A 20,739-nucleotide genomic window follows, 5' to 3' on the forward strand; every position below is an offset into this window, starting at 1 on the left:
ACCGGCAGAAAGGAAGTCGTTATGTATGAACGGAACCGACATGCAACCGGCGCGGCAAGCCGCCGCTGCCTTTAATCCGAAAGACTGCAAGCTCGTCCTCGCTCACATTTTATTCGCTTTCGGCGCTCTTCTTCTCGGAGGTATTGCCGGAGTGCTGCAGGGCCTAGTCCGCGGAGGCATGATCAAACTGCCCGCCGGTATCGGCTATTATCAGCTGCTGACAGCACACGGCGTGCTGATGGCGCTCATTTTTACGACCTTTTTCATTATCGGATTCCTGTATTCGGGTATCTCCAAAACGCTCGGAGGCGAGCTACTGCCGCTGCCGCGGCGCCTCGCCTGGCTCGGATTCGGCCTAATGGCGGGCGGAACCGCGCTGGGAACGGTTTTTATCCTGCTCAACAAAGCGTCCGTGCTATACACGTTCTATGCTCCTCTTAAGGCATCGCCGTATTTCTACATCGCATTGACGATGGTTGTCGTCGGCAGTTGGATGAGCGGCTTCGGCATCTTCATCAATTACCGCTACTGGAAGCGGACTCATAAGGGGCAGTTGTCGCCGCTGTTTGCCTTCATGGCGGTCATTACGATGCTGCTCTGGCAGGTCGCGACCATCGGGGTAGCGGCGGAGGTTCTGCTCCAGCTGATTCCTTGGTCGTTCGGCTGGGTCGACACCGTCAACGTCCTTCTGAGCCGCACCTTATTCTGGTACTTCGGTCATCCGCTCGTTTACTTCTGGCTGCTGCCCGCCTATATTTGCTGGTATACGATTATTCCGAAAGTTATCGGCGGCAAAATATTCAGCGACGCGCTTGCCCGGCTTTCGTTTATCCTGTTCCTGCTGTTCTCGATTCCGGTAGGGTTTCACCATCAGTTGACAGAGCCCGGAATCAGCTCGTTCTGGAAATTCCTTCAGGTTATTCTAACCTTCATGGTCATCGTGCCTTCCCTGATGACGGCGTTCTCGCTGTTCGCCACCTTCGAAACGACAGGCAGGGCGAAGGGGGCCAAAGGCCTGTTTGGCTGGTTTAAGTTTCTCCCTTGGAAGGACGTCCGGTTCTTCGCTCCGTTTATGGGGATGCTGATTTTTATTCCGGCGGGAGCGGGCGGCATCATCAATGCCAGTAACCAGATGAATCAGGTCGTGCACAACACCCTCTGGGTAACGGGACACTTTCATCTGACCGTCGCGACCAGCGTGGCCCTTACTTTCTTCGGGATCACCTACTGGCTGATCCCGGCGATTACGGGCCGGCAGCTGACGCAAAGGCTGCACAAGCTGGGAATTTGGCAGACGATTCTCTGGTGCGTCGGCATGTTCTTCATGTCGGGCTCCATGCACACCGTCGGCCTGCTCGGCTCGCCCCGCCGAACCGCGTACACGACGTACGAGAATCACCCCGACACGGTGCTGTGGATGCCTTACCATGTCGCGATGGCGATCGGCGGCATGATTCTTTTCGTAGCCGTGCTCCTGATGATCTATAATGTCGTCGCGCTTATGCGTTCGCCTAAAGGCGAGACGGAGTACCCGATCGCTGAAGTGCGTGACGCATCGGAGCCGACTCCGAAGCTGTTCGAGCGCTGGGGGCTTTGGCTCGGCGTCACCGCCGTTCTGATCCTTGTTGCGTATACGATACCGGTCGCCCAGATGATGGGCGGAGATACGCCGGGCTCGATCCCTTTTGTAACCTGGTAAAACAGCAAAATAACAACCCGCCTTGTGTAGTTTACACGGGCGGGTTTTTCGCGATTTTCGTACAAGGAAGGCGTTCCCAGTTATAACGGTTCCGGAATCGGGTACTGAACGTTAGAATATACAGACGACTAAGGAGCCGTGAAATAATGGATCTGATAACAGGAAATCCTCTCTGGCCTCATACAAGTAACGTAAAAAAGCGATATCCCCGGTTGGAGGAAGATATAGAATGCGAAGTTCTGGTCATCGGCAGCGGAATGTCCGGGGCCATGAGCGCTTACATGCTTACGAAGGCGGGATTCGATACCGTCCTTGTGGATTCAAGGGAAATAGCCGGCGGCAGTACGATGGCGAATACCGGGCTCATTCAATTTTTCAATGACAAAACGTTAACGAGCTGCATCCACACCTACGGGGAGGAAAACGGCGTAGCCTTCTACAAGCTGTGCGAGGAAGCGGTCCGCACTCTGGGGCGGATCTGCGAAGAAGAAGGGATCGACGCCCAGTTTCAGCGGCGGAAATCGCTTTACATGGCTTCCACGGAAGCGGATGTGCCGATGTTGGAGGAAGAATACCGGACGCTGAACAAATACGGATTTGAAGTCGAGTACTTGCAGCCAAGCGACATAGCGGATAAATTCTCTTTCACAAAACCCGGGGCTATCCTCGCGTCCGGGGATGCGGCCATCAATCCGTACGCCTGCGTTAACGGCCTTATCGAAGTGTCGGCCGCAAGCGGAATGAGAGTCTATGCCCGGACCGAAATCGATTCACGGTTGGAGACCGCGAACGGTACGGTCTTTTATACGAAAGAACGGAGGCGGATACAGGCGAAGTATGCGGTTTATTCGACGGGGTACGAAACCCAGGAAATGAAACGCAACCGCAACGCCAAGCTGCTAACCTCCTACGCGATCGCGACTCAACCGGTGGGGGAATTTCCCGGATGGTACAAGGAGTGCATGATTTGGGAGACGGCCCGCCCTTATCTGTATATGCGAACGACCGCGGACGGAAGAATTATTGTGGGAGGGGAAGACGAAGATATGCTTCCCGAAGAAGAACGGATAAACCGCCTTGCGGTCAAGACGGATATTTTGCTGGACAAAGCGAAAGCCTTGTTTCCGGAGCTTGACCTTCGCGCGGAATTTTCGTGGGCGGCGGTTTTCGGTGAAACGCATGACGGGTATCCGCTGATCGGCGTGCAGGACGGATTTCCGAACAGCATGTTCTCGCTCGTATACGGCGGGAACGGAACGGTATACTCCGTACTTGGAGCCGAAATGATTGTGAACCGGCTGCAAGGACTGACCCATCCGGGGGAGCGGCTGTTCCGGTTCGACAGACCCCGTCATACCCCGCCGGCTTCCGAGGTCAAGCATGTAGGCTAAGAAAAATTAATGCCTACTTAACATACAGACATTTTATGGCTACTTCCTATCCTATATAATGAAGGGAGCTGTGTGTACCGCACAGATTTTTGCTTCAGGGAGAGGAGAACAAGCATGAAAGTCGCCGTAGTTGGCTGCGGAACAATGGGGACCGTTCACGGAACGGACTATCATCGGCTGCCGGGAGTCGAATTAACCGGAGTTTGCGATCTCGACCGAGAAACGGCCCGGGACTTGGCCGGACAAGTGCAGACGAAAGCGTACTTTTCTTTCGAGGACATGATGGCGGAGGCGGAGATTGACGTTGTCAGCATTGCACTGCCGACCAATCTGCACAAGGAATATGTCATGAAAGCGGCCGATCTGGGAAAGCACGTCATTTGCGAAAAACCGATTGCGCTGACACTGGAAGATGCCGAAGAAATGATCGCCTACTGTCACAAGAAAGGCGTGCGTCTATTCATCGGCCATGTGGTCCGTTTCTTCCCGGAATATGCGGATCTCAAACGTAAACTGGAGGCCGGCGTAACCGGGGAACCCGGGGTGGCTCACTTGAAACGGGTAGGCTCGCATCCGGGAACCGTCAAGGACTGGTACAACGATTTTGACAAAAGTCACGGCGTCATCATGGACATGATGATTCACGATATCGACTTTGCCCGGTGGGCATACGGAGAAGTACAAGAAGTATTCGCTCTCAACCGGCGCAGCGAAGAGCAGGATTACGCTCTCGTGACCCTGCGGTTTGCAGGCGGCGCCATCGCGAATCTCGAAGGCCACTGGGGCTATCCGGGCGCTTTCGCGACAGCTGCCGAATTCGCCGGTAAAGCCGGCATTATCCGGCTGAACAGCCGGGAGACGGATTCCTTGAAGCTGCTGAGGAGCAGTGCGGCGCCGGTCGGCGCACGCGGGGTGCAAGTACCGAAAAGCCCGTCTTACCAAGACCCGTACTACTACGAGCTGAAGCATTTCCTGGCCTGTATCCGGGAGGACAAGGAACCTCTCGTTTCGGCGGAAGATGCGCTGCGGGCCCTGGAAATCGTGCTGGCCGCCCTCGAATCCGCACGTACGGGACAGCCTGTCCGGCTGCCGCTAAAAGGAGGTGCCGCCCATGCGTAAGCTCAAAATCGGTATGATCAGCTTCGCTCACGGTCACGCGTTTTCGTATTTTGACGCGTTAAACGCCATGCCGGAGGTCGAGGTTGCCGGGATTGCCGACGAACAGAAGGACCGTGTCGCCAAAATTACGGAAACTTACGGGATCTCCTACTACAGCACGGCGGAAGAGCTGCTGAGAACCGATCTAGATGCCGTCGTCATCTGTTCCGAGAATTCCCGCCATGCGGAACTTACGATCGCTTCCGCCAAAGCCGGGAAGCATATCCTGTGCGAGAAGCCGCTCGGCATCTCCACGGCGGAGATGGAAGAGATGATCACGGTGTGCCGGGACCATGGCGTGCAGCTGATGACAGCGTTTCCGTGCCGCTACATACCGGCTGTCGTGCAGGCCAAGGAAGCCGTCGACCGCGGGGAAATCGGCGAGATTATCGCCATCAAAGGAACCAACCGCGGCAGCATGCCGGGCGGATGGTTCGTCGACAAGAAGCTCTCCGGCGGCGGGGCCGTGTTCGACCATACTGTCCATGTGATGGATTTGATGCGCTGGTTCCTCGGCAGCGACGTCCGTGAAGTGTTCGCCTATGCGGATACCCGCTTTCACGAGCTTGATATCGACGATGCCGGCATGGTGCACGTGAGGTTCGAGAACGGCGTTTTTGCCGTGCTGGATCCGAGCTGGTCCCGCAGCAAAACGTTCCCGACCTGGGGCGACGTAACGCTGGAAATCACCGGCACGAAAGGGGTCATTTCGATCGATTCCTTCGCGCAGAAGAACGAGGTTTTCAGCGATGTCACCGGCAAGGCCCAGTGGAGCTACTGGGGAGACAACATGGACGAGTACATGATCAGAGGATTCGTCGACGCCCTTCTCGGCGGGAAGCCGGTGCCGGTTACGGGCGAAGACGGGCTCAAAGCGGCGGCCGTCGGCCTGGCCGCGTACGAGTCGGCGCAGGCGGGCAAGCCGGTCGTGCTGAGTTCATTTTTATAAAAACCCCGGACCCGCGCGTTCCGGCGGGTTCCTTGCGCAGAGCAGGCGACCTGCCGGTTTCGCCCGGGTTTTTTCGGGTCTTTTTTCCGGTCAAAGTTTTGTGAACACTTTCCGACACTAGTGTCTTATTGGATGGGTTATTGTCTGCAAGACCTTGTAAACCCTCGGACGGCTTGATATGATAAGGGCGTTGCTGCGTCTACAAGGAATACATATACGAACATGGAGGAATCGACATGTCAGACAAGTTGTTAAACATTTTTCATCAATCGCATGCGGGATCGTGGGCGTTTATCGTCATCCTGTTTGTGGTAAGCGCCATTTTTTACCGGCAGAAAATTACTCCTATGATCCTCAGATTGTTCTACCTGATCATGCTGGTTTCCGGAATCGGCATGCTGATCGGCTACGGCTTCCCGGTCAAGTACGTGGTGAAGGGAATTATCGCTATCGTTGTGATCGGTCTTATGGAAATGATTCTCGGACGCATGAAAAGAGGACAAGGCAAGGAATCTTCGACCAAGATTCTTTTTGTCGTCTGGGCGGTTCTGATCCTGATCGTCGTGCTTCTCGGCTACGGAATATTTTAAGTAAACGAAAAAGCGGTAGAACCGTCCCTGCCTAAATGGGGGACGGTTTTGTCCGTGTATCCGGTTAAGGAGAGAAATCATGTTAAAACCGATGCTGTTTCTGTTCTGGTCTACGATGTTGGGCGGGCTTGTTCTCGGTATTGCCGTCTGGGGAATCGGCAAGGCCATTTTCCCCGACTTTGTGTCGATGGATGTCGCGGTGAGCGGAGCAAGTGAATTTTCCATGATTATTATGGCGACACTTACCATGTGTATGATCAGCGTAGTCGGATATTTCGCCTACCTGATGACGAATTACTACATGATCGGAATTCTCCGGAACCGCAAAGGCGCCTGGTCGGGTCTTCAGCTGTTCTTTATCGTCATGGCTATCGCGAACTTGTTTTTCCTGCGTTATCAAAGCTTTGCGGAAGGCAAGGAAAGCCTGGCGATGTATGTCGGTACTCCGGTCCTGATCGCTGTGGCGGGTTTGATCGTTTCGCAAGTGAAGGTGAAGCTGACCAATGCTTCGGCCAGAATTCCGACGCTGTTCTTTATGATCGTGGTCACCTGCCTGGAAATGCTCCCGGCTTTCAGCATCAACGATTTGACTTCGCTGCTGTACGTCTCGCTCGTCCTGCTCGCCTGCAACGCGTGGCAGATTCTTATTTTCCATAAGCTGACGAACACGAAGAAACACCAGCAGATGAAAAAGGCGCAGGTTAAGAAAGCATAATCTTTACACAGGTACAAGAAATTCCAAAGGGGCCGATCGTATGAACAAGCGTGTCGTGTTCATCATGCTGCTGATGTTTACCGTCTACCTCGGATTCGGATTGATTATCCCCGTCCTGCCCGAGCTGCTGCACGGAATACCGAAAGGAGAGACGCATCTGGGATGGGTTCTCTCCATATACTCCATCATGTCCTTCCTCGTTTCTCCTTTATGGGGAGGCCTATCGGATAAAATCGGCCGCAGGCCCGTTCTGCTGACCGGAATTTTCGGCTTTATGATTTCCTTCATCCTGCTTGCGCTGGCGGGAACGAATCTGCCGCTCCTCTATCTATCCCGCATTTTGGGCGGCATCTGCTCGGGGGCGCTGAGCGGAGTCGCGCTGGCTTATGTCGCGGATATTACGACCCATGAGGAACGGACGAAATCTATGGGCTTCGTCGGAATGTCGATCGGACTGGGCTTTATTTTCGGTCCGGCGATCGGGGGAACCTTAAGCGTGTTCAGTTTGTCGCTCCCGTTCTGGGGAGCCGCGCTTCTGTCCGCGGGAATCTTCTGCGCGGGATTCCTGAAACTTAAAGAATCGCTGCCGGAAAACAGGGGACAGCATCAGGGGAACAAGCCGTCCCGCTGGTCTCTTCTCCGCGGAAAGCTCGGTTATCTGTATATGATGACTTTCTTCGTCACCTTCTCGCTCGCGGGTCTGGAAGCGACTTTCCAATATTTCCAGATCACCCGGTTCGGCGTCACGCCGCTGCAGATCGGTTTGATGTTTATGTTCAGCGGATTTGCCGATGCGCTGGTACAGGGCGGACTCGTCCGCGTCATTGCCAAGAAAAAGAAGGAAAAGGTCGCCATTCTTGGCGGACTGCTCGCTTCGGCCGTAGGCTTCCTGCTCGTGCTCGGCTCCGCCGGTTTCTGGTCGGCTACGCTGGCCCTGACCGTGTTCAGCGCCGGCAACGCCATGATCCGGCCGTGCGTCAACTCGCTGTTAACCCAGCGCACCCGGCACGGTCAAGGGGTCACGACGGGCCTCAGCTCGTCCATGGACAGTCTGGGCCGGATCGCCGGACCGATCACGGGCACTTCGCTCTTCGGCATCCAGCACGGCCTTCCTTTCGCGGCCGGAGCCGTCGTTTCGGTGCTGGCCGGCCTGCTGCTGCTGCGTTTCAGCCAACTGGACCGCGAATCGGGAGAGGAACTGCCGGAGACCGTTTAGTCCTGCCGTTCTATCCGCCCATGATGAAAGACCCGCCTCTGCCCGGCGGGTTTTTTCCGTTTACACGGACCCGGAAAAAAGCTCCGGAAGGCGTCCTTGGTTGACGGGGCGCCGGAAACGTTTTTACAATAGAAGAAGGAAACGAGAGGAACGGTACCGGGAAACCCCGCAATCGGGCATACCGGACCGTTACCGGTTTATTAAAGGAGAATTCGATGAGCAAATCACTTGTACTGGCCGAAAAACCGAGCGTGGCAAAAGAAATCGCCCGTGTGCTCGGATGCGGTCAAAAGCATAAATCGTATTACGAAGGTCCCGGACATGTGGTGACCTGGGCGCTCGGTCATCTTGTCGGCCTTGCGGAGCCCGAAGAGTACGATACCCGTTATCAGAAATGGAATCTGGAAGATCTGCCGATTATTCCGGGCCGCATGAAGCTTAAAGTGCTCAAGGAAACGTCGCACCAGTTTCGCGCCATTGCGGATCTGGCGAAACGCAAAGATTTGGCGGAGCTGATCATCGCGACGGACTCCGCCCGCGAAGGCGAGCTTGTCGCGCGCTGGATCATGGAAATGGTCCGGTGGAACAAGCCGTTTCAGCGGCTGTGGATCTCCTCCCAGACCGACAAGGCGATCCGCGAGGGCTTCGCAAACCTGAAGCCCGGCAAACAATACGACCGCCTGTTCCAGTCGGCGGTCTGCCGGGCCGAGGCCGATTGGCTGATCGGCCTGAACATCACCCGCGCGCTCACGAGCAAGTACGACGCGCAGCTTTCGGCCGGACGCGTCCAGACCCCGACGCTCGGGATGATCATGGACCGCGAGAAGGAAATCCGGAACTTCCGGTCTGTGGAGTACTGGACCGTGCAGGCGGATTTCGGCGCGTTCCGCGGGACGTGGCGCCAGCGCTCCGGCGAGAGCCGCCTCTTCGAGCGCGAGCGTGTCGACGAGCTCGTGCAGCGCGTCTCGGGCAAGAGCGGCAAAGTCGTCTCCGTCAAGAAGACCGAGAAGACGGAGCCCCAGCCGCTCGCGTACGACTTGACGGAGCTCCAGCGCGATGCGAACCGCCGGTTCGGCTTCTCGGCGAAGCACACGCTCTCGACGCTCCAGCGGCTCTACGAGCAGCATAAGCTCGTGACGTACCCGCGGACGGATTCGCGGTACCTCACCAGCGATATGACGGGCACGCTTAAGGAGCGGCTCCAGTCCGTCGCCGTCGGCCCGTACGCGCCGCTCGCGAAGCCGCTCATGAAGGGCCAACTGCCCGTGTCGAAGCGGATTGTGGACGATTCGAAAGTGTCGGACCACCATGCGATCATTCCGACGGATGAATACGTGAATCTGTCCGCTCTCTCAACGGACGAGAGGAAGCTGTACGACCTCATCGTCCGGCGGTTTCTCGCCCTGTTCTATCCGGCTGCCCGTTACGAGACGACTGCGATGGTCGTCGAAGTGGACGGCGAGCCGTTCCACGTGGCCGGCCGCGTCGTGAAGGATGCGGGCTGGCGGAGCGTGTACGGACCGGGAACCGCCGCGGATTCCGGTGACGGCGACGAAGAGGACGGCGGAGAAGGCGCCGACCGCGCGGATCTGCAAGAGCTTCCCGCGCTGTCCGCCGGGGATAGCGCCGGGACAGTCCGCTGCCGTGTCGGCACGCACCGGACCCAGCCGCCGAAGCGGCATACGGAGGCGACGCTCCTGACGCAGATGGAGAAGCACCACCTCGGTACGCCGGCAACGCGGGCGGAAATTATCGAGAAGCTCGTCAGCTCCGATACGATCGAGCGCGAAGGCGGGTGCCTTCACCCGACGGGCAAAGGCACGCAATTGATCGAGCTGGTTGCCGAGGAGCTGCGTTCTCCCGAGCTGACGGCCAAGTGGGAGCAGGAGCTTGAAGATATCGCCCGGGGACGGGGCCGCACCGAAACGTTCCTCAGCGGAATCCGCGATATGACCAAGCAGCTTGTAACCGGCGTAAGAACGAGCCAGACGGAATACAAGCCGCACAACCTGACGAACAGCCGGTGTCCCGAATGCGGAGAACGGTTAATGGAGCGGAAAAGCAAACGCGGCAAAATGCTCGTGTGCGCAAACCGTGAGTGCGAATACCGCCGCTCCGCGGAGAAGCAGCTCGTCAACCGGCGCTGCCCGCAGTGTCATAAGAAGATGGAGCTGAAAACCGGCAAAGCGGGCAAATACGTCCAGTGCCTCCCGTGCAATGTCGTCGAAGTGCTGGGCGAAAGTACGGGGAAAGTCGCCAAGCATCAGCAGCAAAAGCTCGTCAAGCAGTACAGCAAGCAAGAAGATTTGGGGTCGAGTCTGGGGGATGCTCTTAAGGCGGCCTTAGCCAAAAAAGACGATTAACCTTCATATGTCAAAAGGGCGGGAGTGATCTCCTGCCTTTTTTAATATCATTTATTTAGAATAATTCTAATTAAGTATTGATTTTAAATAAGGCTGGTGGTACACTACATGTACGGCAACAAAAGAAGAATAAATAAACTCAAATGAGCGTTATCAAGGAGGAAACGAACGATGACAACTTTGACCCGAGTGAAAACTGTTACCCAATTAAATCATCTGGCCGCCGACTGGACGGTCCTTTCCATGAAACTGCGCAACTTCCACTGGTTCGTTAACGGGCCTCATTTCTTTACGCTTCATGAAAAATTCGAAGAGTTTTACAACGAAGCGGCTCAGCATATCGATGAAATCGCGGAGCGGGTGCTGGCGTTGAAAGGCAAACCCGTGGCGACACTCGCCGAGACTTTAAAGCTGGCCCGTCTGCAGGAAGCTGCGGGCTCCGAAACCGCGGAGCAGATGGTAGAAGCCGTGCGCGGCGACTTTGAACTGCTTGTCGGGTTCCTTCAGGAAAGCATTACGGCGGCTGAAGAAGAAGGCGACGAGCCGACGGCGGATATGCTGACCGAACTGCAGGCATCGCTTCAGAAACACGTTTGGATGCTGGGCGCCTTCCTTGGCCGCGCCTAAATTTTTCTTAGTAAAGGCAGGTTCCGCGGGACCTGCCTTTTTGGCGTACTTCCTACTTAAGTCCCGTCGACCGTTTGGAAGATTGTGCTATACTGATAGATGGCGGCTGCTAGAAAGAGGCTGCTGGATTCTCCAACTATTTCAAAATTGAGGTGACCTCATGAAAAAACATCTGCCAATCTGGCAATCCGCCGTGATTGCTTCCATGCTGCTCGCCGGTGCGGTACCCGCGGCTGCGGCTTCCGCAGGTACAGTTAACGCCGAAACAGCGGCTGCCGGACCCGTCTCCGCCTCCGATACGAACGCGGCGACCGTTCTCGCTCCTCTGCGTCTTGTAAGCGAAACGGCCGGAGCCAAGGTGGCCTGGAATAACGAAGAGCGTACCGTAACCTTATCGCTTGGGAGCGATACGATCACGCTTGCGATCGGAAAATCTACGGCCCTTATCAACGATAAAGAAGTGGAACTAGGGGCTGCGGTCCAAATCAAGGACGATAAAACGTTCGTTCCTCTGAATTTTTTGACGGAGGCTTTGCACACGGCTGTTTCCTGGGACCCGCAAAACGGTAAGCTGATCATCCCGAAAGGGGACTTGAAAGCCGCGGCAAGCGCCTTTGCCAGTCACTGGCTGCAGGGAGAAAACGAGAGCGCGGTTTCTTATTTTAACTCAGATCTCAAAAAATCCCTCAATGCCAATCAGCTTACCTACATATCGCAGTACTACACCAACATGTACGGTCCGATAACCGGGCAGCTTGGGGCCGGAACGACAAGCAATTCCGTGCATGAAAATGTGTATTTGACCTACGAAACGCAGAGTACCCTGCCGTTCCAGATGACAGTCCGGTTCGACAAGCAGGACCGTATCGACGATTTATACATACCGCCCTACTATTCTCCGGATACTTATCGGAAACCGTCTTACGACGATTCCGGCGCTTATGTTGAAAAAGAGGTGACGCTCGGCGAAGGCAGACTCGCTCTTCCGGGCACGCTCACACTGCCGAGTAAACCGGGTCCGCATCCGGTTGTCGTCCTCGTTCACGGCTCCGGCGCCAACGACCGTGACGAGTCCATCGGCGGCTCCAAGCTGTTCCGCGATATGGCGGTCGGCCTGGCCGCCCAGGGAATCGCCACCCTCCGTTACGAGAAAGTGACGCGCGAGCACCCGTTCAAATCGGCTACGCCGGCTTTTACGGTACAGGACGAGACTGTAGCGGATGCCGTGTACGCCGTTAATCAGCTGGCGAAGACGGAGGGGATCGATCCCCAGCGCATTTTCGTAGCGGGTCACAGCCAGGGCGGGATGGTCGTTCCGCGCGTTATCGACGGAGTCAAGGACGTGAAGCTGGCCGGTGCCGTCGTACTGGCCGGACCGACCAACTCCATCGAAGACGTCGTGCTGGAGCAGTCCAAGTACCAGCTCGAAGTAAGCCGGGAACGCGGACTCGATACGAGCATACTGGAGCAGCAGGTCGCCTTCTGGGAGCAGCAGCTTAAGCTCATCAAAGATCCGCAATACTCCGTGGACAACCTCCCCAAAGATCTTGCGCTGAGCAACGCCTACTGGTGGATGGATTTCCGCAACTACTCCGCCTCCGAAATCGCTAAAAAACAGGACAAGCCGATGCTGATCCTGCAAGGGGATAACGATGCCCAGGTGCTCGCTTATCATTTGGACAAATGGAAAGAAGCCCTTAAGGACCGCACGAACGTGGAGTATAAGCTGTATCCGAAGCTGAACCACGTATTTGCGGAAGTTGACGAAAAATCGACCGGCGCCGAGTATAATGAACCGGCCAATACACCGGCTTCCGTTATCAAGGATATTGCTGATTGGGTGAAGAAAACGAAGTAAGGCGCTGTGCCGTAAACTATAAAAGCCTGCACGGAAGGAAATTTCCTCTTCCGTGCAGGCTTTTTGCGTGAATAGGCGGCTTGCGATCAAAGCTTCCGTCCGCTTATCCGGTTCAGCACCTCGCCGGTTTCCCGTACCAGCTCTTCGATGATCTGAGCGGCTCCGTTATGTTGGGCGAGAGATGCGGCCTGACCCGCCCACATGGCCATATAGGCCGGATTGCCCGCTTTGGCGGCGCTTCGTCTGATCCCCTGAGTGAGGGTGTTCTGCGCGGGATAGGAGGGGAGCCGGCTTTCCAAAGGCTGAAGCTCATCCAGCAGCGCCGTCCGGATGCCGCGGGCATGCTTGCCGGACACCGCTCGCGTGAGCACGGTGGACTCGTCGCTTGCGGAGAGCACGGCTTCCTTGTGGACGGCGTGGGCCCCGCTCTCCACGCAGGCGAGGAACGCCGTGCCGAGCTGCACGGCGTCCGCCCCGAGGGCCAGCGCGGCGGCTATGCCGCGGCCGTCCATGATGCCGCCGGCGGCGATGACCGGCACACGGACGCGGTCCGCGATCTGCGGCACGAGAGCCATCGTGCCGATGAGCGGCGGCTCGCCGTCGTTCTCGCGCGGAAACGTGCCGCGGTGGCCGCCGGCTTCGCTGCCCTGGGCGACGATCGCGTCGACACCGGCTTCTTCCAGCGCGGCGGCTTCCCGCACGGTCGTCGCGGTGCCGATCGTCCGGATGCCGAGACGCGCGCATTCCGCGAGAGTAGCCGCATCCGGCACGTCGAACGTGGAGCTGAATACCGGGACCCTCTCCTCCAGGAGGACGGCGAGCTGTTCCCGGTACGATTCGCTCCACACGGCGGGAGGCCGCTCCTCGCGGGTGCCCGTTTTCTCGCGCAGGGGAGCAAGCAGCCGCCACGCTTCGTCGGCTTTTTGCCGCTGTTCCTGTTCATGAGGGCCTTGCCCGGGCTCGGGCAGAATGAACAGGTTCACGGCAAAAGGGCGGCCCGTCCGGCTGCGGATTTCCCGGACGGCGGCGGAAATCTGCTCCGGCGTCATGTAGCCGGCGCCGAGCGTCCCGAGGCCGCCGGCTTCGGATACGGCGGCTACGAGGGCCGGCGTCGTGCTTCCGCCGGCCATTCCGGCCTGGATGAGGGGATAGCGGATTTGAAAAAGCGTGCAAATCCGGTTGGAGCGGTTGGAAGGATTCATGATCGGGAGCCTCGCTTTCTGATCTGTTTTTTTGCGGGCACGGTTGACTGCTGATTGGCTGCAGGGGGGATCTTTTTAAGAAAAAAATAGGGCTATGCGTTTATCCCGGCCCGGCGTCTATAATTCAAGCGGATGTTATAAGTATACCTCGGTTGGAACAATTTTGCTGCCGGGCGGCGGGCAAGCAATTGCCATCTGCGCGTGGTATACTAATACCTATTGCAGATGTTTATCAACCAGAGGAGTGATCCCGATGAAGGCGGTACAGATCAAACAATATGGCGGACCGGAAGAGCTGTATATCGGGGAAAGGCCGGACCCCGTTGCGGGCGAAGGCGAATTGCTTATCCAAGTGAAGGCGGCGGGTCTCAACCGTGCGGATCTAATGCAGCGTGAAGGCAAGTACCCGGCGGTTCCGGGGGAATCGGACATACTCGGCCTGGAAATGGCAGGCGTTGTTATAGGGGTAGGAAGCGGCGTTACCGGCTGGAGAGAAGGCGAGCGGGTCTGTGCGCTCCTTCCCGGGGGTGGTTATTCCGAGCGGGTAGCCGTTCCTGCCGGCATGGCGATGCGGCTGCCGGCTAATCTGAGTTATGCGGAAGGAGCGGCTATTCCGGAGGCATTTCTGACGGCTTATCTGAACCTCGTTAAACTGGGGGGGATGACGGAAGGAGACTACGTGCTCATTCATGCAGGCGCAAGCGGGGTCGGTTCGGCTGCGATTCAGCTGGCCCGGGAATTCGGGGCTCATGCTCTGGTGACGGCGGGCTCAAGCGAAAAGCTTGAATTTTGCCGGGAGCTTGGCGCGGAAGGCGGCTGGAATTACCGCGAAGGATCGTTCGTCCCTTGGCTTAACGAGGCGACAGGCGGACACGGCAGCGATATTGTCCTTGATCTCGTGGGCGCCCCGTATTTTACGGACCATCTGGCCGGCGCCGCCGTAGGCGGACGTATCGTCCTCGTGGGCATGACGGGCGGTTCCGAAGTCCCGATGGAGAGCTTTGATTTGAATCCTCTGCTCATGAAAAGGATTTCCATCATCGGGTCCACGCTGCGCAGCCGCAGCCGCGAGGACAAAATCCGGCTGACCCAGCAGTTCTGGCAGCAGGCCGGTCCGGGCTTCGCGGACGGTGCTCTCCATCCGGTCGTAGACCGGATTTTCCCGTGGAGCCGTGTGCGTGAAGCCCACGAGTGGATGGAAGCGAACCGGAACAAAGGCAAAGTGATTCTGGATATTACCGCGGATGCAGAATAACTAAATCGGCGGTATAGAATCAGTTAAAAAACGGAGAAGCACTCTAACTATAAAATTTAGTTGGAGTGCTTTTTGTTATATCATTCTATTTCAATAATATTACTTACAAATAAATTTATAGGTTATTAAGACTATATTTAAAAAATATATAGTTTATTTTATGGGTATATAGTATTATTATAATAAATAAATAAATAAAAACATAGTATTAGTGGAGGAAAAATTAAAAATGATTAAAAAACTGAGTTTATTTTCGTTTCTTTTGGCTTTTTTTATTTGTGTTGTTAGTCAAAATGAAGCCGCTGCGGCAGGAACTTATTCAGGCGGCTTATTGGATAATGTTCCTTTAAAGACGGGTCCTACATTTCTGCAACCGACAGGCGCCGATGTAAAAGAAATAACGGATGGCGATCCTTCAACCAAATATTACATGAAAGACCCGTTGGTCTGGCACAAATTTGAGGAAGAACAGACTATTGGTGCGGTAATTGTAAATGCTAAAGGGGCCAAAGTTGAATTTTACAATTCTAATGGAGAGTGGCTGGATACTTATACTCCCGTTTTGAACGACGCTGTTGAATCTCTTCCTAAACCTGTGGAACACGTATCGATTATCGCCTTGAAACATCCAGGCTACAATGTATTCGAGTGGAACGTTTTTAAAAAGGCAATTTACAAAGCAGAGCCCACAATGATTACTTGGATACAGGCGGGAGACAAATCAGTAGATTTGGATTGGAAAGCGACCGGGGCCGAATCCTATAATGTGAGAAGATCCGCTTCACCTGGCGGGCCGTATGCTCTGCTCGCGAATGTTAAGGGAACTGCCTATGCCGATGAGTCTGTAGTGAATGGAACAACATATTATTACGTAGTAACTTCCGTAAATGCGGCCGGAGAAAGTGCTCCCTCTTTAGAAAGATCGATAAAACCGGAAGCGACAATCTACACCGGGGGATTATTGGATCGTAAAGTGCTGGATTTGGGTACAACCTACGGCAAATCTACGGGAACTACCCGAATTATGACTGATAACGATCAATACAGCATGCAGCTTGTCCGCGGAATGGCCTGGTATTCTTTTAAGACTCCAGTGAATATTGAGTCGATCATTGTCTATGGCGCTCCGGGCTCAAAAATAGAATTTTATGACGCGAATAACAACCAAATCGGCGATGCATTTGTACCGACTTTGAACAATAAAATAGAAAATTTACCGTCTCCCATGGAAAAGGTGACCTCGGTAGTGCTTAAACATACGGAAGGTAACTTCCGTGAATGGAACGTCTTCGGCAAAGCCGTCGAGCCGCCGGTTGCCGCTCCGCTTAACCTGACAGCCGCGGGCGGGGACAAGAAAGTTACGCTTGCCTGGAACAGCGTGAACAATGCGACGAGCTACAATGTTAAACGCAGCACAACCGCAGGCGGTCCGTACGTAACCGTCGGCTCAGTTACGGGTGCGACGTATACGTACACCGATACAAATGTCGTCAACGGCACGACTTACTACTATGTAGTAACGGCGGTAGCCCCAGCGGGAGAGAGCGCACCGTCCAACGAAGCGTCCGCCACTCCTAAAGCGGGAGATGTAGTCGTTCCGCCGGAGGAAGAATCCGGTGACAGCGCCATTCTCGTCATTACGCTTAACAACGGAACCGAGAAAGAGTACGATCTTTCCATGAACGAAGTTAACGCGTTTATCGCGTGGTACGAAGGCCGCGCGGCCGGCAAAGGCCCGGTTATGTTCGCGATCGACAAGCACGAGAACAACAAGGGACCTTTCAAAAACCGTAAGGATTACATCCTGTACGACAAAATCATTACGTTCGAAGTGAACGCCTATGATAACGGCAAAGGCGAAAACGGCGGAACCACGCCTCCGGTTAATCCAGAAGACCCTAGCGAGCTTTAATCGGAACTTCAGCGGAAAAAGATAAGCTTTCACGGCAAGAGGCCCTTGATCAGGTAAAGACGATCAAGGGCCTCTTGTTTACTATCGTGCGCTGCTTACTGCCTTCCATGCCAGCGTCTCATAACGGCTCGGGTCATCCATTCCTTATCCGGAAATAAGGTCGGAGACGCTCCAGCTTGTTCACGGAGCCGTTTCAGGAGCGGGAGGCTTCTTGTATAACTCGCTGAGTTTAACGAAGGACAGGGTGTCCTTCAATTTCGGCAGCGTATCCCTCAGGGCCGAGGCCGTTATTTCTCCCTTGGCCCCGACGTGGCCGATGGCGATGCACGGCTGATGCGCTTTGGAATGGGAGCCGATCAGCTGAATCTGCTGGGTTACTTTGCTTTTCGTATGGATATCATCCAGAAAAAGATGGTTTTCCAAACAAGGCACGCCGGCTTTTTTGGCCTCCCGGCAGGCGATGCTCCGGTAATTCGTATGGCTGTCCAGAAAGAAGAGCCCTCTTTCTCGCAGCACCTCCATCACAAGCCGCATCACGCGTTCATCGCCGGTCGCCTTGGAGCCCATATGATTGTTCACTCCGATCGCGTGCGGGATATCGTCAATGGCGGCGTTGACCCGTTTGCGCACCTCGGCATCGCTCAGATCCGTGGTAATGACACCGGGACCTAGCCAGCTTTTACGGCCGCTGAGGGGCTCCATCGGAAGATGGACGATTACGTCGTGTCCTTTGCCGAACGCTTTCTCGGCATCGCTGTGCGAGGAAGGGAGAAACGGCATAACGGCGGCCGTAATCGGAAAAGGCAAATCCAGAATCGCTTCGGTGCCTTTCATGTTGTTGCCGAGGTCGTCGATGATGATGGCGGCCTTTCTGACTGCTGGGGGTTCGTCCACGTGTGCCGACGCAGCGCCTTCGAGTCCTGTACATATGGACAAGCCTGCAAGCAATAGAGTCAAAACGAGCAGACGGCGGGACCGGAACCGGATACCAGGCATAATCGCATTCCTCCCGGCGGTAATTTTTTTGATGCCGTTCTTTTTTTAATATGGGAATGCCTGACGAAAGTTATGCGGGGAGCAGAAAAAGGAGGCTGCAACGGTGCCGAAAATGGTATAAATTCCAAGCCGCGGCGAATAGCATGGAGTAAATCCTCAAAAATTGCGAAAGGGGTGTCACAATCCGGACGATGCTCCGGTTCGCGCCTTTATGCTGGCTATCCCTGGCTTTGACTTCAAAAACCGCGAGACGCTATACTGTAAAGTAGGAAGGACTCAAACCTTTTTTGATCTTTCATTTTTCAACTTAAAAGGAGGTGTACCTGTCTGCTTCCAAGAGGCGGATAGGGATTAATTGGATAGTGACCCTTTACCAGTGTTACTGAATTTTGTACTGATTGTGGTTCTCGTTCTACTGAACGGATTTTTTGTGGCGGCGGAATTTGCGATGGTGAAAGTGCGCGCAAGCCGTATCGATGCGCTTGTCCTGGAAGGGAATGTGAAGGCGCGCTTCGCCGGCAAAATCGTTCAGAACATGAATGCGTATTTGTCCGCCTGCCAGCTCGGCATAACCCTGACGTCTTTGGCGCTTGGTTGGATCGGCGAGCCTACGGTGGCGTATGTACTCGAACCGCTATTGGTGAACATTGGTGTACCACCTGTTATTATTCACACCATTTCTTTTATCATCGCATTCTCGGTTATTACGGCGTTTCACATTATTATCGGGGAGCAGTTTCCCAAAACGTATGCGATCCGCAAATCGGAAGAAGTGACTCTTTGGGTTGCCGGTCCGGTCCTGATTTTTTACAAAATCATGTATCCTTTCATCTGGATGCTGAATGGAACCTCCAACTGGCTGCTCCGCAAATCCGGCATTGAACCCGAAGGCGACCACGATACGGTTCATACGGAAGACGAAATCCGGCTGCTGATGAAAGAGAGCCACCGGAACGGGCTGATCGACAATACGGAACTCACCCTGGTGGATAATATTTTTGAATTCACGGAAACGAACGCACGCGAAATTATGATTCCGCGTACGGAAATGGTGTGCCTGCATGCCGCCCATTCCTTCGAAGAAAACAAGGAAATGGCCATCCAGGAGCTCTACACGCGTTATCCGGTTTGCGACCCGGACAAAGATAACATTATCGGCTTTGTCCACATCAAGGATTTGTTAAAAGCAAGCGACCAGCTTGACGATATACGCAAGATTATAAGACCGCTCATGACGGTGCCCGAATCGATGCCGATCAGTACGCTGCTCAAGCTGATGCAGAAACGCAAAACGGAAGTGGCGCTGCTGATCGACGAATACGGCGGCACGTCGGGTCTTGTAACGGTTGAAGACATTCTGGAAGAAATCGTCGGCGAGCTGCAGGACGAATTTGACCATGAACGTCCCGTTATGGAGAAGAAAGACGAATTTACGTACTCGATCGACGGCATGATGCTTATCGAGGAAGTGAACAATCACTTCGGTACGGAAATCGAAACCGAGCATTACGATACGATCGGCGGCTGGATTTATTCCCAGGTGGAAATTCCGCCTATGAAAAACCAGCGCATCCATCTGGGTCCGCTTCAGTTTATCATTGATGAAGTAGAGCATATGCGGATCGTACGGCTGATCGTACGCAAGGAACCTCCTGAAGAGCAAGTGCTGCTTCAGCAGGTCGTGTCTTAATTAACTCAAACACAAGAAAAACGCCGCGGAGACGCGGCGTTTTTCTTGTGTTTTTTCTATAGCTGGGATTGTACTGGAAATGGAATCCCTTATAGTTGCTTAGAATGTTGCGAGAATAATGACCAGCAAGATATAAAGAACCAGAATGACCGCTGTGCTCGTGAACCCAACGCCTGCTCCGTAACCCGACATGTTAACGCCTCCCCGAGTTTGTGTTGTGCTTTGTTTACAGAATTATCTTATGAAGGGCGGGGGCGTTTGTCATGGACGGATGCCCGGGGAGTCCAAATTTTTACGAAAAGCCGTCTGGACCCGCTGCATTTTTGTGAAGATATGCAAAAGAGTGCAGGCGGCCCACCGGCCGACCGGACAGGGCAAAATCGTCATCGTCGTCGTAATCCTGTCCGTGATCGGCCTATCCCGTTATTCCTGGTTCTCGCTGACGCGCTTCATAATGTCCAGCAGAGCCTCGGGAGGTCTGGCTCCGGAGAAGCCAACTTTTTTATTGAGGATAAAAAAAGGCACACCGTTTATATTCAGCCGCTTAGCGAGGGCATAATCGGCTCGTACGCTGTTTTCGACGTCTTCGTGATGAAGGCGCTTTGCGGTTTCGGCTGGATTTAATCCGCATTCCCCGGCAATCCGCAGCAGTACGGATTCCGTGCCGATGTCGAGGCCCTCTTCAAAATAGGCCCGGTAAATGCGGTCAAGGACGAGCGATTTCGAACTCTCCGGCACGGCGGCGATCAGTTGATGAGAGAGGCGGGTATCCGGCATCGACAAAATCCGGTCAAAACGGAAGGGGACGCCCGCCTGCCGCCCGGCCCGTGTGACGCCGTCCAGTACGGCCTGCAGCTTTTCCCCGCCGGGGTCCTGCAGCTTCCGGTTCATCGCTTCCGTAAAAGGTACGCCCTTAGGCGGGATAGACGGGTCGAGGCGGAAGGCCCTGAAGCGGACAGAAACGTGTTCGCCTTTCCATAAACCGAGGGCCTCCGTCAGATAGGACTTACCGATCCGGCACCAGGGACAGACGGTATCCTGAAAAACATCGATAATCAATAGAGTCAGCTCCTTCCGTCCTAGAATCTTTCCATGCGTGTATCGAAATAAAGCATACT

Annotated in this window: 17 protein-coding genes; 13 read left to right on the forward strand and 4 right to left on the reverse strand. The window is 54.9% G+C overall.

Annotated elements, in window-relative coordinates; all coding sequences use genetic code 11:
• Positions 1 to 25: 25 nt before the first annotated feature.
• From HMPREF1207_RS21570 to HMPREF1207_RS21615, 10 genes are all read left to right on the forward strand, one after another.
• Positions 26 to 1,699 (forward strand): b(o/a)3-type cytochrome-c oxidase subunit 1, encoded by a 1,674-nt coding sequence (locus tag HMPREF1207_RS21570; RefSeq protein WP_009677217.1) that lies wholly within the window; start codon positions 26 to 28, stop codon positions 1,697 to 1,699.
• A 146-nt stretch (positions 1,700 to 1,845) separates the two neighbouring features.
• Positions 1,846 to 3,090: an NAD(P)/FAD-dependent oxidoreductase gene (locus tag HMPREF1207_RS21575; protein ID WP_009677240.1), complete on the forward strand. Its 1,245-nt coding sequence runs from the start codon at positions 1,846 to 1,848 to the stop codon at positions 3,088 to 3,090.
• Positions 3,091 to 3,204: 114 nt separating this feature from the next.
• On the forward strand, positions 3,205 to 4,209 hold the full coding sequence (locus HMPREF1207_RS21580) for a Gfo/Idh/MocA family protein (RefSeq protein ID WP_009677252.1): 1,005 nt from the start codon (positions 3,205 to 3,207) through the stop codon (positions 4,207 to 4,209).
• Entirely contained in the window at positions 4,202 to 5,197 is a 996-nt protein-coding gene (locus HMPREF1207_RS21585; RefSeq protein WP_009677220.1) for a Gfo/Idh/MocA family protein, read from the forward strand. Before HMPREF1207_RS21580 ends, HMPREF1207_RS21585 begins: the two co-directional genes overlap by 8 nt.
• Before the next feature lie 236 nt (positions 5,198 to 5,433).
• Positions 5,434 to 5,787 carry a DUF1516 family protein gene (locus HMPREF1207_RS21590; RefSeq protein ID WP_016423976.1) on the forward strand — a complete coding sequence of 118 codons (354 nt, stop codon included), beginning with the start codon at positions 5,434 to 5,436 and terminating at the stop codon, positions 5,785 to 5,787.
• A 79-nt stretch (positions 5,788 to 5,866) separates the two neighbouring features.
• Positions 5,867 to 6,502, forward strand: coding sequence for a KinB-signaling pathway activation protein (locus HMPREF1207_RS21595; RefSeq protein WP_009673246.1), 636 nt, complete (start codon positions 5,867 to 5,869; stop codon positions 6,500 to 6,502).
• Positions 6,503 to 6,542: 40 nt separating this feature from the next.
• A complete protein-coding gene (locus HMPREF1207_RS21600; protein ID WP_009673234.1) occupies positions 6,543 to 7,718 on the forward strand; it encodes a tetracycline resistance MFS efflux pump in 1,176 nt (391 codons plus the stop codon).
• Between the two features lie 215 nt (positions 7,719 to 7,933).
• Positions 7,934 to 10,081 (forward strand): DNA topoisomerase III, encoded by a 2,148-nt coding sequence (locus HMPREF1207_RS21605; protein ID WP_009673239.1) that lies wholly within the window; start codon positions 7,934 to 7,936, stop codon positions 10,079 to 10,081.
• Between the two features lie 171 nt (positions 10,082 to 10,252).
• Positions 10,253 to 10,708 (forward strand): Dps family protein, encoded by a 456-nt coding sequence (locus HMPREF1207_RS21610; RefSeq protein ID WP_009673238.1) that lies wholly within the window; start codon positions 10,253 to 10,255, stop codon positions 10,706 to 10,708.
• Positions 10,709 to 10,868: 160 nt separating this feature from the next.
• Positions 10,869 to 12,566 carry an alpha/beta hydrolase family protein gene (locus HMPREF1207_RS21615; protein ID WP_009673244.1) on the forward strand — a complete coding sequence of 566 codons (1,698 nt, stop codon included), beginning with the start codon at positions 10,869 to 10,871 and terminating at the stop codon, positions 12,564 to 12,566.
• A gap of 86 nt (positions 12,567 to 12,652) precedes the next feature.
• Here HMPREF1207_RS21615 and HMPREF1207_RS21620 read toward each other — a convergent pair whose 3' ends face one another.
• A complete protein-coding gene (locus HMPREF1207_RS21620; RefSeq protein WP_009673237.1) occupies positions 12,653 to 13,768 on the reverse strand; it encodes an NAD(P)H-dependent flavin oxidoreductase in 1,116 nt (371 codons plus the stop codon).
• A gap of 253 nt (positions 13,769 to 14,021) precedes the next feature.
• On the opposite strand from HMPREF1207_RS21620, the gene HMPREF1207_RS21625 reads away from it, so the two are divergent.
• Together HMPREF1207_RS21625 and HMPREF1207_RS21630 are read left to right on the forward strand one after the other, a co-directional pair.
• Positions 14,022 to 15,023, forward strand: a complete 1,002-nt coding sequence (locus HMPREF1207_RS21625; protein WP_009673232.1) for an NAD(P)H-quinone oxidoreductase — start codon at positions 14,022 to 14,024, stop codon at positions 15,021 to 15,023.
• A gap of 229 nt (positions 15,024 to 15,252) precedes the next feature.
• Positions 15,253 to 16,935 (forward strand): fibronectin type III domain-containing protein, encoded by a 1,683-nt coding sequence (locus HMPREF1207_RS21630; protein ID WP_009673241.1) that lies wholly within the window; start codon positions 15,253 to 15,255, stop codon positions 16,933 to 16,935.
• A gap of 180 nt (positions 16,936 to 17,115) precedes the next feature.
• On the opposite strand, the gene HMPREF1207_RS21635 is transcribed toward HMPREF1207_RS21630, so the two are convergent.
• Positions 17,116 to 17,931: a divergent polysaccharide deacetylase family protein gene (locus HMPREF1207_RS21635; protein ID WP_009673247.1), complete on the reverse strand. Its 816-nt coding sequence runs from the start codon at positions 17,929 to 17,931 to the stop codon at positions 17,116 to 17,118.
• Between the two features lie 376 nt (positions 17,932 to 18,307).
• Here HMPREF1207_RS21635 and HMPREF1207_RS21640 point away from each other — a divergent pair, with 376 nt between their 5' ends.
• Positions 18,308 to 19,621 carry a hemolysin family protein gene (locus tag HMPREF1207_RS21640; RefSeq protein ID WP_009673245.1) on the forward strand — a complete coding sequence of 438 codons (1,314 nt, stop codon included), beginning with the start codon at positions 18,308 to 18,310 and terminating at the stop codon, positions 19,619 to 19,621.
• Between the two features lie 99 nt (positions 19,622 to 19,720).
• Here HMPREF1207_RS21640 and HMPREF1207_RS29950 read toward each other — a convergent pair whose 3' ends face one another.
• Both HMPREF1207_RS29950 and HMPREF1207_RS21645 read right to left on the reverse strand, forming a co-directional pair.
• Entirely contained in the window at positions 19,721 to 19,813 is a 93-nt protein-coding gene (locus tag HMPREF1207_RS29950; RefSeq protein WP_016423978.1) for a hypothetical protein, read from the reverse strand.
• Between the two features lie 231 nt (positions 19,814 to 20,044).
• A complete protein-coding gene (locus tag HMPREF1207_RS21645; protein ID WP_009673242.1) occupies positions 20,045 to 20,680 on the reverse strand; it encodes a DsbA family oxidoreductase in 636 nt (211 codons plus the stop codon).
• Positions 20,681 to 20,739: the final 59 nt, after the last annotated feature.

Source organism: Paenibacillus sp. HGH0039, assembly GCF_000411255.1.
GTDB lineage: Bacteria > Bacillota > Bacilli > Paenibacillales > NBRC-103111 > Paenibacillus_F.